The sequence below is a fragment of the Pantoea sp. T14 genome (assembly GCF_036663535.1).
In the GTDB taxonomy this organism is placed as follows: Bacteria; Pseudomonadota; Gammaproteobacteria; order Enterobacterales; family Enterobacteriaceae; genus Pantoea; species Pantoea phytostimulans.
Genome location: NZ_JAWUEB010000025.1, coordinates 25,194 through 38,716 on the forward strand (window position 1 = coordinate 25,194; position 13,523 = coordinate 38,716).

11 protein-coding genes and 1 pseudogene are annotated in these 13,523 nt (G+C 50.2%); 5 read left to right on the plus strand and 7 right to left on the minus strand.

The features are described 5' to 3' along the window. Positions 1–283: 283 nt before the first annotated feature. The 3 genes and pseudogenes from SC127_RS12930 (at position 284) to SC127_RS12940 (ending at position 1,456) form a co-directional block, all read left to right on the plus strand. Positions 284–763: an Hcp family type VI secretion system effector gene (locus SC127_RS12930; protein ID WP_332626815.1), complete on the plus strand. Its 480-nt coding sequence runs from the start codon at positions 284–286 to the stop codon at positions 761–763. Positions 764–814: 51 nt separating this feature from the next. Beyond that, a pseudogene (locus tag SC127_RS12935) lies at positions 815–1,032 on the plus strand (arylsulfatase regulator). Between the two features lie 112 nt (positions 1,033–1,144). Then, on the plus strand, positions 1,145–1,456 hold the full coding sequence (locus tag SC127_RS12940) for an antibiotic biosynthesis monooxygenase (RefSeq protein WP_332627041.1): 312 nt from the start codon (positions 1,145–1,147) through the stop codon (positions 1,454–1,456). A gap of 48 nt (positions 1,457–1,504) precedes the next feature. On the opposite strand, the gene SC127_RS12945 is transcribed toward SC127_RS12940, so the two are convergent. After that, positions 1,505–2,599 (minus strand): YncE family protein, encoded by a 1,095-nt coding sequence (locus SC127_RS12945; protein WP_332626817.1) that lies wholly within the window; start codon positions 2,597–2,599, stop codon positions 1,505–1,507. A gap of 428 nt (positions 2,600–3,027) precedes the next feature. Here SC127_RS12945 and fhuE point away from each other — a divergent pair, with 428 nt between their 5' ends. After that, entirely contained in the window at positions 3,028–5,211 is a 2,184-nt protein-coding gene (fhuE, locus tag SC127_RS12950) for a ferric-rhodotorulic acid/ferric-coprogen receptor FhuE (protein ID WP_332626819.1), read from the plus strand. Positions 5,212–5,288: 77 nt separating this feature from the next. Here the strand turns inward: fhuE and SC127_RS12955 are convergent, their stop codons facing one another. From SC127_RS12955 to SC127_RS12980, 6 genes are all read right to left on the minus strand, one after another. Then, entirely contained in the window at positions 5,289–5,996 is a 708-nt protein-coding gene (locus SC127_RS12955) for a phage antirepressor KilAC domain-containing protein (protein ID WP_215848405.1), read from the minus strand. A 205-nt stretch (positions 5,997–6,201) separates the two neighbouring features. After that, the gene (locus SC127_RS12960; RefSeq protein ID WP_243079402.1) at positions 6,202–7,071 is read right to left on the minus strand and encodes a DeoR/GlpR family DNA-binding transcription regulator; all 870 of its coding nucleotides are present in this window, start codon (positions 7,069–7,071) and stop codon (positions 6,202–6,204) included. Between the two features lie 128 nt (positions 7,072–7,199). Further along, the gene (locus SC127_RS12965) at positions 7,200–8,153 is read right to left on the minus strand and encodes a D-ribose ABC transporter substrate-binding protein (RefSeq protein ID WP_243079401.1); all 954 of its coding nucleotides are present in this window, start codon (positions 8,151–8,153) and stop codon (positions 7,200–7,202) included. A 79-nt stretch (positions 8,154–8,232) separates the two neighbouring features. Beyond that, positions 8,233–9,291, minus strand: a complete 1,059-nt coding sequence (locus SC127_RS12970; protein ID WP_243079400.1) for an ABC transporter permease — start codon at positions 9,289–9,291, stop codon at positions 8,233–8,235. 23 nt (positions 9,292–9,314) lie between these two features. Continuing rightward, a complete protein-coding gene (locus tag SC127_RS12975) occupies positions 9,315–10,853 on the minus strand; it encodes a sugar ABC transporter ATP-binding protein (protein ID WP_243079399.1) in 1,539 nt (512 codons plus the stop codon). Next, positions 10,850–11,503, minus strand: a complete 654-nt coding sequence (locus SC127_RS12980) for a DUF2291 domain-containing protein (protein WP_332626825.1) — start codon at positions 11,501–11,503, stop codon at positions 10,850–10,852. Before SC127_RS12980 ends, SC127_RS12975 begins: the two co-directional genes overlap by 4 nt. Before the next feature lie 469 nt (positions 11,504–11,972). On the opposite strand from SC127_RS12980, the gene SC127_RS12985 reads away from it, so the two are divergent. Then, positions 11,973–13,520: an FGGY-family carbohydrate kinase gene (locus tag SC127_RS12985; RefSeq protein ID WP_243079397.1), complete on the plus strand. Its 1,548-nt coding sequence runs from the start codon at positions 11,973–11,975 to the stop codon at positions 13,518–13,520. The last annotated feature ends 3 nt before the right edge of the window (positions 13,521–13,523 follow it).

Genomic DNA, 13,523 nt, shown 5'->3' on the forward strand with positions numbered 1-13,523 from the left:
GTATCGGATAGTGAAATTGCAGACATCATTACCAGGATGATTCGATAATAATGATGAACATTATTAAAAGGTTTTTCAGTCGGATAGTCAGGTCATTGATTTCGGATTATAGCCCGGCAGTGCTGACAATAATATTCGCTTTGGTTCAGGATTTGTTATTCCCGGACAGCCCAATCTGGCTTATACCCTTATTTTTTGTGTTTTTGATGGTTATTTTATCGATCTATGAAATTGTAAAGTCCAAACGTTAGCATTATCTAAAATTTATTTATAAGGAAATTACATGTCTACACCCGCACATTTATGGCTTGAAGATGAAAATGGTTCTCCGATTGTTGGCAGTTGTTTAATGCCACTGCGCCAGGGGTCTATCGAGTTAAAATCATTCTCCCACGGTGTAACTATTCCTGTGGATCCGAGCTGGGGAAAACTGACAGGCACGCGAGTTCACCGCCCTATCACGATAGTGAAGGAGTTTGATCAGACAACACCACTCCTGTACCGCGCTGTCTGTGAAGGTCGAACCATGAAGAAGGCGACAATCAAGATGTACCGTATTCTGGAATCGGGCATTGAGGACGAGTATTTCAATATCATTCTGGAAAACATCAAAATCACGACGGTTTCCCCTTACCTTGCCCCTAATGGCATGAGCAGCACCCATCTTGAAACACTCGAATTGCGTTATGAGGCGATTACCTGGAAGTATACGGAAGGAAATATTATCTATCGTGATTCATGGAACGATCGTTGTTGTGCCTGATAACGAAGGAAATGAGGTCGATGCCTCCTCTGAGACTACCGAGGAGAGAAAATGATCGATGTAACTGCGGAACAGCGACAGCTGGCGAATATAGTTCATGATTATGCTATCCACTTTGCCCTGACAGAAATGGCGCTGCTTAGTTATTGCAAGGCTGTTATGACTATATAGATGTCTTTAAACGGGTGATAGACAGCGCTTCAAAAGTCCAGATGGACTACATTTGCCTGCAATACCCTGGATATTTTCGCTTTGCAAAATGGATGTAAAGGCTGGCACAGGGTATTGCTGATGGAGTCATTGAAGTGCCGAAAGCTCACTAAAAACAACGGGCCGGAATTTTCGACGGTTCCGGTGTAGAACACCAAGAGGGTGAAAAAGATGATTGTCAGAACCTGGCATGGATGCGTTCCGCTACATCATGCAGAAGCCTTTGCAAGGCATTTAGCGTTGACGGGCGTTGAACATTCTAAAAACACACCAGGAAATTTAGGCGCCTTTGTACGACGTGAAACACAGGGCGACTGGGAACATTTCTTTCTGGCGACTTACTGGAGAGATGTAGAGGCGGTAAAAGCCTTTGCAGGCGAGGATTATCATGTCGCCGTTACCTATCAGGACGACGAACAGTTTGCGCTGCTTTCGGATCCTTATGTTTTTCAGCATAGCGTTGAGTCAGTTTCTGCGCTTTAAGCACGGCAAAAAGGTGGCAAGTTTCATCACCTGCCACCTTTCTTAGGCTTATTTCAGATTAATACGCGCCACACTGTCTGGACCTTTAGTTGAATTGTCTTCGTTAAAATCCTGCTTAACAGACACATACAACGTTTGCCCATCTTCGGAAACCAGCAAACTATTGGGATGGCTTTCGAATGACCAGCTGTTTTTCACAGCGTAGGTTGTCGCATCCAGTTGAAGCACTTTTTTCGACTGGCGTTGGCTAATATAAATTTCATTGCGTTTGGCATTAAATTTAATTCCTAATGCATCACCTGAAATACGTTTGATCACCTTGCCGCTGTGCTCATCAAATACCAGCGTGGTTTTGGCTTTGGAATCATCAGTCACAAACAGACGCCCGGTCGCCGGATCTTCTGCCAGATTGACGAACAGATATTCTTTACCGTCGTCAGGCGCCCAGCGTTTTACAATCTTGTGCGTGTGCGGATTAATAACCTGAATAACGCCGCCACCGGTTGCTGCATAAATACGATCTGTTACCGGTGAGTACGTGATGCCTGTCACCCATTTACCTGCATTTTTGATTCGCGTTTTCAGGATCATTGTTTTGGCATCAACCACCCAAATCACCGCCGGATCGCTTACGCCACCAATATACAGTTGCCCTTGATGTAGGAAGATTTCACGCGCACCCATGGGATCGCCATCTTTGTCTTTTTCACTGAACATCAGGCGCTGTAAGACTTTGCCGCTTTTCGCATCCACTTTGGAGATGCCACCATCCAACGTATTGGTGACATAAAACAGGCTGCCGTCTGGCTCTACCGCCATCGCAAAATTTTTCAGGTCGGTATGCGTTTCGCCTTTGGTCTCCAGAGTGGCGGGATCGAGACGATAAAGCATACCGCCGTTAACATCTTTAAACCCTTGGGCACTGGCAACAAACAGCGCGTTGGCGGCAGATGAATAGGTCATTTCATACAGCCCGTCCCCAATAACACGTTGGGAAATGTGGGCCTCAGCTGGCTTTACTGTCGTCTCAGCGAAGGCTGCGGGTTTGTTGTTTTTTGCGGGTGTTTGGCACGCAGTCAGACTGAAAGCAGCAACGGTCGCCACGGCTAACGCGGCTTTGCGCGAGCTGATAAACATTTTCAAAATGTACTCCATCAATGGAAAAACGACTTTGGTAAGGTCGATGCGCAAACGTCTCGCCGACAAAGAATGCGAATCATACGCATTACCAAATACTAAGTAAATCCAGTGTTTGTTAACAACCAGAGCCACATTTTTTTGTATGAACAAATTCTGCTCATCCTGAATCTGCTAATGCTTCGCGCATCCTTCCTGATCAAAAAGTTTTATAAACAACAACGTAGATAAGTTGGCTATCACGCCTTGAAGAAATGGCTTGTTACATTTCCTCGTTGAACTTTCCCGCGACGAACCAAAAGTAAATCATTATCATCCGCATTCTCATCATTGCAGTTCTGTTCTCTCTCACAATGCGCTTTTCTGCATAGGCCAGGGTTTAGGGATGTGAAACTGCAACGCGAATAAAATGAACATTCCTTAAGGGAAGTGATATGGATTTTGATTGCAGGAAAAAAGGTCAACACCAGCGTGCATCAAGCATTAAACAAGGTTTTACGCTCTCTTTATTAGCCTTAACGATTCACGCATTGCTTGCGCCTGTCGCGGCGCAAGCAGCTTCAAGCGACGCTTCACAACCTGATCTCGTGGTGGATGCCGACGCAAGTCCCGATGATGTCAGCCACGAGCAGCAAGATTACGCAGTGAAAACCACGCGTGCTGGCACCAAAATGCTGCTTACGCCGCGCGACGTTCCACAATCAATCAGTGTGATCACCAAGCAACGCATGGAAGATCAAAACCTGCAATCTGTGGGTGATGTGTTGGATAACACCACCGGCATTGCCACTTCCCTTATTGATAGTGAACGTTCCAGTTACTACTCACGCGGCTTCGAGATCACCGATTACACCTTTGATGACATTCCAAGCTCAGTCAGTGATACCTGGAACTTTGGTGATGCGGCAGAAGACACGGCGATTTACGACCGTATCGAAGTGGTGCGTGGCGCAACCGGCCTGATGACAGGCGCTGGCAGCCCTTCTGCTTCCGTCAACATGGTACGTAAACACGCAGACAGTAAAACATTTACCGGTAATCTCAGCGCCAGCTACGGCAGTTGGAACAAGCAACGCTACGTGGCGGATGTTTCTGGACCCTTGAACGAAGAAGGCACGGTTCGTGGCCGCGTGGTGGCCGGTTATCAAGATCAGGACAGCTGGGTTGATCGCTACCATAAAACGAAAAAGTTTTTATATGGCGTGGTTGATGCGGATGTCACAGATAACACCACGTTGTCAGTGGGTTACGACTATCAGGAAAGCAATACTGGCAACCCAACCTGGGGCGGATTGCCGACGTGGTACAGCAACGGTGCGCGTACTCACTATGATCGCCATAGCAGCGTGTCAACTGACTGGACGGATTACAACATTGAGTCGCGCAAAGTCTTTGCTAACGTGACGCACAATTTTGATAACGGCTGGAGCGTGCGCGTGAATGGCACACACGGCGAGCAGCAGTTTAACGATAAACTGCTGTATGTTGAAGGTTTCCCGGATATCGATACGGGCGAAGGGACCAGTGGATTTGGCAGTAAAGATCGCGGCACGCGCAAGGTCGACGCCATTGATACTTACGCAACCGGCCCGTTTGAACTGTTCGGCCGTCAGCATGAGTTGGTTGCTGGCGTCAGTTACAGTCGCCAGCACAATACAACGTACAGCTCAGACGGCCCGATTGAAACAGAGCAGATGGGCAGCGTAACGAACAGATGGAATGGTGATGTTGCCGAACCCAGCTGGGGTGAATGGTATCTGAACGCTGATGATGTGGTGCGTCAAAAATCTGCTTACACGGCGGCTCGCTTCTCTCTGGCTGATCCGTTATCACTGATTGTTGGCGCACGTTATACGCAATGGAGCAGCGTCGGTAGCAGCGGCAACGTGCGTAAAAACAACATCACGCCTTATGGCGGATTGGTTTATGACATCAACGACACATGGTCGGCTTACGCCAGCTATACCTCAATATTCCAGCCACAAACCTATCGTGATAGCAGCGGCAAATATCTCTCGCCGGTTACCGGTAAAAATTATGAAACCGGGCTGAAATCAGACTGGTTTAATGGTCGTCTGACGTCTACTTTTTCGGTGTTCCGCATTGAGCAAGACAACGTAGGTCAGGAAGATGGCGATAGACATGTTAACAATTCCAGTGAACAGGCCTATTACGCCGCCAAAGGGGCAGTAAGTAAAGGTGCGGAATTTGAGCTGAATGGCGCAGTGACCGATAACCTGCAATTGACCTTCGGTGCCACGCGCTACGTCGCGAAAGATTCAACCGGTCGTTTCAACAGCCAACTCCCGCAGACTTCGTTCAAGTTGTTTACCCGCTACGCATTACCGATGGTGCCCGATTTGACCATTGGCGGTGGCGTAAACTGGCAAAACCGTACCTTCCAGGACACCACCAATGCCAACGGCGAAGCGGCACGCGTTTATCAGGGAAGCTATCCGCTGGCGAGCCTGTTTGCCCGTTATCAGGTCAACAAACAGTTAGCGGTTCAGGCTAACGTCGACAACCTGTTTGATCGCACTTACTACGCTTATCTCAGCGATTATGCGGTTTACGGTGAACCACGCAGTTACTCAGTAAGCCTCTCATATACGTTCTAAATAGCAACGGCATCCTCAACCTGCCGTTGGGGATGCCGTTGTTTAGCGCAATGTCGCCATCAATCCTGAATAACGCGTTATGCTGCCGCGCCTTTAGTCTGCAAAGCGATATGCCCTGCCCACAAGCTGGCAACCCACTTCACGCCTTTGGCGGTAAAACGAGCCTGCGAAAATGCATGCTGATTTTCACCTACACCGGAATGCAGTGTGAAATAGCCCGCCTGAAGATGGTAATGCTGCGGAGTCAGCACGCCATTAGCGCGATACATGATGTTGCGTTCCAGCAAGAACTGACGGAACTCAGGTTCTTTCGCCTTCAGCATTTTACAAAGCTGACGAAAACCTAGCGCATCATCCACTTCAATGAAGCGATCGAAAAATTCAGCCTTTGGGGCGGAAAGTGCCAGTTTCTGTTCAGCAGCCAGACGCTGTTCAAATTGCTCAGCCCATGCACGCGCAGCAGCAGCAGGATTAGTGAAGTCTGGTAAATGGGCGCTTTTTTCGCGCTCTTGCCAGCGATCCAGCGCTTCAGCTGTAAATCCTGGGGAGAGACGGGCAACCGCCAGTAAAGAATCTCGCTTGTTCAGGCAATATTCCTGACGCATTTCTCCTTCCCTCTCATAAAGGTTAACCATTATGGGATTAGAGAGACGCTGCGCGGTTTCGAGACTTTTTATCAGACGTTTCACTTCACCGTGCGTAATGCCTGTCATTTTGGCAATTTCACGGCTGCTCATCGTGACCGATTGATCCAGCGAATTGAGGTTTTCTGTCAACATCATCATAGGCATCACCATCCACTTACTTACACAATTACCCGGCAGGCAGTAGAAATATTATACAATCACCTGTTTAAATATCCAGTATTTTTTTTAAGCAATTATGTAAGCTGAATCTTTTACGGCATGGCGGTGTAAAGTGATCGTAAGTTGTTGATGATTAGCCCTGTTCACCCCATCAAGGCGCAGTGAACAGGGAACAAAGTGAATATTAATCTTCAGCAGTTTTACGAACAGCAGGCATTTTTAACGGCGCGATAACCACATTTACCCCCAAATCTTGCAGGCGATGTAAAATCGGCACCGGCGTACCCTGGTTAACAATGACAACATCAAACTCGCTTAAATGCGCAAAACTGTGCAGCGCCCGACGTTCAAACTTAGTGTTATCCATCATCAGAACGCGTTTCTGCGAGGATTCAAACATGGCGCGCTTGGTTTCAACCGTTTCTGCTGACTGGTGAAACACGGTGTCGTCGGTGATAGCCGACATGCTGACAAAAAACATGTCAGCACGCAGACTGGCAATCTCTTTGCGTGTCATCCGGCCCATAAAGGCGTTACACCAGTTATGGAACTGCCCCCCCAAGCCCAACAGCGTAATGTCGCGCACATTTTTCAACTCACTCATTAACGTCAGCGAATTGGTAATCACGGTCAAAGGGGCTTTAGCAGGGAGAAAGCGCGCCATTTGCAGTACGGTCGTGGAATCATCAAGAAAAATAGCCTGCCCAGTTTCAAGATAACCCGCCGCCACTTCAGCAATCGCCTGCTTTTCCTCAAGTTGCCGCGTTGCTCGATAGATATCGCTGGATTCAACCAAGCTGGTTGGGGTTGCTGAAACCACACCGCGTGATTTGTGCAACAAGCCACGCTCTACCATTTCATCTATATCACGATGCGCGGTCATCAGGCTGATGCCAAAGCGCTCGGTTAACTCTTCAATACGGATGGCGCCTGCGGCCATTACGGCTTCCGCAATCAGTTGGCGTCGCGCCAGTTGCCGTGCTTGTCGGCTGTCGCTGGGTAACGTTTCTGCCATAAATACGCCGAGAGAATTATCCTGCGGGTTTTGCGCCATAGTTCATCCGAGATTATGAGAGGAAAATGCCATTTCGGACCCAATTACACCGCCGAATCGACTATTTAGCAAATAGTGATGTGCGATAAAAAAGGGCGCCGCAGCGCCCAATAACGTCGTTCGCACACTTACTCAGATAAAACAAAAGGTGATACAAACTTGTCGGCGTTTTCTTTAGTAATCAATACGCAGTCGAAAAGTTGCTTCTCAGAAGCCGCGCCGGTTTTACCGGTTTTCAAGAAACTGTCGGCTTGTTCAACCGCTTTCTGTGCAAACTGCGCAACAGGTTGCATGACGGTATAAGCCAACGTGCCCGCTTTCACTGCGTCAACCGCATCCGGCGAACCGTCAAAGCCACCGACTTTAATTTGATTCAGCTTGCCCGCTTCTTTTAATGCCGCAATAGCACCTAATGCCATTTCATCATTACCGCTGATAACACCTTTAATAGTGGGGTTCGCCTGCAGCAGCGACTGCATTTTATTAAAGCCTTGCGTGCGGTCCCAGTTCGCCACTTCTTTACCGACCTGTTTTAAGTCTGGATATTGCGTTAACACCGTTTCAAAACCGTTGGCGCGGGTGGCGGCATTGTTATCTGAAGGTGGGCCGACTAGCTCAACGTAGCTTGCGTTGTCCCCGACTTGTTTTACCCATTCCATTGCACCCACTGCCGCGCCCTGCGCATTGTTTGACACCAATTGCGCTTTGGCTAAACCGCTTTGGTTAAGCTCGGCATTAATCACAAATACCGGGATATTGGCCGCAATAGCTTTCTTCACCGAACCGATTGAACCGTCCGCATTCGCGGGGTCGAGGATGATCGCTTTTGATTTGTTGGTGATCGCGGTATCGATAAGCTGGCTCTCGGTGTTGGTATCACCCTTGTGCGCGCTGACTTTGGCGCTATAGCCCAGCTTTTCTGCGGCCTTCTGCGCGACTTGCCCTTCCGTTAACCAATAAGGATTGGAAGGATCGTTAACGATGATGGTCATCAGCCCATTATCGGCCCAGCTGGGTGTAGCAAAAGCGGTGACTGCGACAGCGGCGGCTGCCAGAATGAAACGTTTGCTGTTATTAAACATGTTATTGCTCCGTTATTATTGGGGTACAGGTATACGGATTCACTCTCGCTACGGACGAGAACGCCGCAGCGAGTGAGATCTATCTTCCGCGTCGACCGTATTGCAGGGTGTTCAGCAACACAGCCAGCACGATAACTGCGCCAGTAAATACCGTCTGCCAGTAAGCAGAAACGCCGATAATTACCAGTCCATCTGAGAGAAAACCGATGACGAATGCACCGAGAAGCGTGCCGCGCACATTGCCGCGTCCACCGGTCAGCGCCGCGCCACCAATGACCACGGCAGCAATCGCTGTTAATTCGTAGGTGGTACCCGCCGTTGGGCCTGCAGAAGTCAGCTGCGAAGAGAGCACCAATCCGGCCATCGCAGCGCAAATGCCGGAAAGCACATAAACACTGACTTTGATGCGCTTCACCGGCACACCGGACAAGTCCGCAGCACGTTCGTTGCCGCCAGAAGCATATAACCAGCGTCCAAAAGCCGAACGACTCAGCAAGAAGCCGCAGGCCAGCGCCACCACGCCCAGCACTAATACGCCAACCGGAATGTTGAAGATGCGATTGAAGCCCAGCCAGTCAAAACCGGTATTGCCGAGCGCTTCGCTGCCCGATAATTTGTTATAAGTCAGGCCGTTAGTCATCAGCAGTGCTACGCCACGTGCGACATACAATGAGCCGAGTGTCGCGACGAATGCCGGTACACGACACCAGGCAATCAAAATACCGTTGACCAATCCCACTAATGCACCCATCGCCAGCGTTAGAACCGCCACGGCCCACACCGGCAGATAAAGCACCACGCCCAGCGCCTCTAAGTTCACACCTTGCATCAAAAAGCCGGCAAACACGCCAGCCAGGCCCAGCGTCGATCCCACCGAGAGGTCAATTCCGCCATTCAAAATCACCAGCAGCATGCCAATTGCCGGCAAGCCGAAAATGGCAACGTGAGAGGCCATGGTTAAAAAGTTTGCGCCGGTAAAGTAGTTGGGTGAGAGCAAGGAAAAGGTCGCGATAATAATCAGCAAAGCAATAAAGGCGCGGCCTTCCAACAGCAAGCGGGCAATATTCGTGCCTTTAGACGGACTCGCTTTTTTAGTGACAGGCGGTGCTGCGCTCAATATTTGAGTTCTGTCAGTCATGGGTTTTTCTCCGTTTTTCATCGTCATGCCACCAGTGATTCGCCTGAAGCGGCCATAATGCGTTCTTTTGTTACGCTGGAATCGAAGATGGCTGATATCCGCCCTTTGCTCATCACCACAATTCGATGTGCAATGCTCAAACATTCGCCCACTTCGGAGGTGGTATAAACCACCGCTAGTCCTTTTTTGGCGTTGTCCGCCAGCAGCCGAAAGACTTCCGCTTTCGCACCGATATCAATGCCGCGGCTGGGTTCATCCAGCAGGATCACTTTGGGACGGGTGGCCAGCATTTTGCCAATCACCACTTTTTGTTGGTTGCCACCCGACAGCGAGCCAATTGCCGCCTCGCCGCCGGAAGTTTTCACCGTCACGTTACGGATGCTGTCGCTAACCAGCTGTTTTTCACGGCGCGTCGACAGCACCAGCCCACGCACAAACTCGCTGATACTGGCGAGAGAGATGTTTTCTCCTACCGTCATGGTTTGAACCAAACCGTCTCGCTGACGATCTTCTGGCACCAAGGCCAAGCCGCCGGCGATGCGTTGTGAAATGGTCAGACCTGAAACATCGTCGCGGCCTAAAAAGATGCTGCCGCTGGCCTGACGTAACCGCCCTGCCACGCACTCCATGAGTTCCGTGCGGCCTGCCCCCATTAATCCGTATATACAGACGATTTCACCCGCACGGACATTCAGAGAAAGGTTGTCCACCAGCTTGATGCCCGCTTTGCCTTTCACCGTGAGATCTTTCACTTCCAACGCGGTAGAGCCAAAGTCGTAGCCTTGCGGCGGCGCGCCCAAATCAAAATGGTCGCCCACCATGTTGCGCACGATCCACTCAAGATCAATTTCATCGCGCTTGGCATAGGCGGTCATGACACCATCACGCAGCACAACGGCCCGATCGGTAATTTCGAGTGCTTCTTCAAGATGGTGAGAGATATAAACAATCGCTACGCCCTGGCTGGTCAGATCGCGAATCACCTGAAACAGCACTTCAACTTCAGCAGCACTTAATGCAGACGTGGGTTCATCCATGATTAAAATTTGTGAGTTCACGGACAATGCTCGCGCAATTTCAACAATTTGCTGTTGACCGAGTCGAAGATTTTCAACCGGCGTGAGCGGATCGATTTCTTCTTCAAGCGCCTCCATCAGATGGCGCGTTACACGTGCCTCTTCGGCGTAGTTCACGCCGCCAGGTTTCATGATTTCACGCCCAATAAAAATGTTGTCGCGCACATTCATATTTGGTGCGAGATTCAACTCCTGATGAATAATCGAAATCCCGCAATCACGCGCTTCAGTCGCGGAGTGAAACACTTTGCGTTCGCCGTTCAACACAATGTCACCCGCGCTGGGATTAATTACCCCAGACAGGATCTTCATTAAGGTGGATTTGCCTGCGCCATTTTCACCAAACAGCGTAGTGACTTCGCCACGACGAATTTCAAAATTGACGCCTTTCAGCGCGTGGGTAGAGCCGTAAACCTTGCTCACGTTACGAGCCTCAAGGATTACTTCGCCTTTCAACAGCGCGGGATTAACGTTAAACGGGCTCATTTCACCTCCAGACTAACCGGCGTGATCATCCAGTTTTTAGGATTGAGTAAACGAAATACGCCCACCACCTGCACGGTTTTACCGGTTAAGGCAGCGTTATCGACTTTGTCTAACACGGCGGTTTTCATCGCGCGGTTAATCGCTGAACCCGCGTTCTGATACTCGATTTGGTTAGTGAAATCGCCAAACTGAATGTTGCCCGTTGCATCACGCAGATCGGTACCGGTAATGGCTGGCCCAGTTTGCATCCTTACCTGTATCCCTTGTGGCATATCGGCCACTTTCAACGCGTAAATGCCCATTTTTCCTTGCTCTACCACGCCTTCCAGTTTCACCGACATCACCGGAAGTGGTGAACCCACGCCATATTTTTTCGCCGCTTCTTGCTGATTAGCCAGCAAGGTTTCTGCCAGTGTTTTGGCATCAATGGCTCGCGCAGCAACGTCTTTCTGAATATCAGGGAAGTGTTTGCTGCCGTAGCTGTCGGGCGAAAAAGCCTGCTCTTGCACATCGTCAGCTGAGCCTTTTTTGACCACTTTGGTGTCCAATGCCATTGCACCGATCACCACGATGACGGCGAGACTAATAAAGCTGTAGCGCCGTAAGCGGCGGCGGGAAAGTTGGCTCGTAAGTGTAGAGACATCGGACATGATGTTGACCTCTCAGGCTGTTCAACAGGCGATATACGTCGCCTTAAATGTTATAAATATGATAACTACTGTGAAGAGAATCGTTCTGATGTGACTAAATTGTCAACAGTTGCCAACGCTTTATTTGCAGAGAGAGATCTGGATCGCTTATTTGCACAACCTAAAATTAAAATGAGATTAATTCACTGTTTTATAAGTATAAATAATAAAACGTAGCCGCGATCACATTTCGTTACCCGCCTGAAAAGCGTGATCTTCCTCGCTAATTCAAATGAAATATATTGTCTAGTCAGCAAAATAATACAAATGAAGTGTTATCTCAGTGAGATGTGGTGTATGAATTTAATTAGCAAAAAAATCACATGCTGTTAACACCACTACAGAGTGTGTCAGCACCTTTAAAGCGGGATGGCAATGAACATCACTTCTCTTAACAGCGATCGACTGCGGCAAAGGCCTGGAGGCATGCATGGATAATCGCGACATTATTCTGGGTCTGGATTCGGGTACTTCCGTAGTAAAAGCGGTGGCGTTTGATCTTGAAGGTACGCAACTCGCCTGCGCCTCAGTGCGCAACACCTATTACCGTGGTGAAGGCGGCGCGGCGCAGCAATCCATGACGCAAACCTGGCAAGACGCAGTGAATGCCATGCGCAAGCTGGGCGAACACGTAGAGAACCTGAACGCCCGCGTGGTGGCGATTGCGGTTACCGCTCAGGGGGATGGAAGCTGGTTGGTGGGTGCCGATAATCAACCCATTGGTGACGCCTGGATTTGGCTGGATGCGCGTGCGGCATCAACGGTTGAGCAGCTGAATCACTCGGCGCTTGCTGGCGCACGTTTTAACGCCACGGGAACCGGACTAAATACTTGTCAGCAGGGATCACAACTTGCGCACATGGATCGCCACTTTCCCGCGTTGCTTGAGCACTGCGAAGTGGCGCTGCACTGCAAAGACTGGCTTTATCTTAACCTCACGGGTGTGCGCGCCACCGATCCTTCTGAAGCCAGCTTTACGTTTGGTAATTTCCGTCATCAGCGCTATGACGACACGGTGATTGCCGCGCTGGGGCTGGAACATCGCCGAGATTTGTTGCCAGAGATTATTGATGGCACACAAATTACCCATCCGCTTACTCGGGAAGCTGCTGCATTGACCGGCTTAGCTGTCGGCACACCTGTTTGTTTGGGCTATGTCGATATGGCCATGACCGCGCTGGGTGCGGGCGTCCATACCGGCGAAGCCAATACCGCCTGTTCGATTGTGGGCTCCACCGGCGTTCATCTGCGTGCCGTCGCCATTGACGATGTTTGGCTCAACCCTGCGCAGACCGGTTATGTCATCCCTTTGCCATGGCCCGGTTATGTCACGCAGGTGCAAACCAATATGGCCTCAACGTTGAATCTCGATTGGTTGCTCAAAGTCGCCAGCGATTTACTTAACAGTTTTGGTTGCGAAGCCGATCATGCCCGTTTAGTGGCACACATTGATCGCTGGCTGAGCGAAGCCAAACCCGGCAGCTTGCTTTATCACCCGTATATCTCCATCGCAGGCGAACGCGGCCCATTTGTGAATTCTGAAGCGCGCGCCAGTTTTATTGGGCTGAGCTACAACCACCAGTTTGGTGACTTGGTTCGGGCGGTTATTGAGGGTATCGGCATGGCCGCGCGCGATTGCTATCAGGCAATGGGCGGCGCACTGCCCGGCGAGCTGCGTTTGACCGGTGGCGCTATACGTTCTGCACACCTGCGCCAGATCCTTTCAGCCTGCATTGGTGTGCCGGTACGCAGCAGTCGTCGAGAGGAAGCTGGCGCGGCAGGCGCCGCGATGATGGCAGCGGTGGCAATCGGTGCTTATCCCACCATGCAGCGCTGCGTGGAAACCTGGGTAACGCCTCTGCTTGATCCTCCGGAAGCGCCACCCGCAGAGTTGGTCGCGCGCTATCAACATCTTTTCGCCAGCTATCAACAAATCCGCAGCGATCTGCCCTCGGTCTGGCATCAACTGAAACAGTAATCC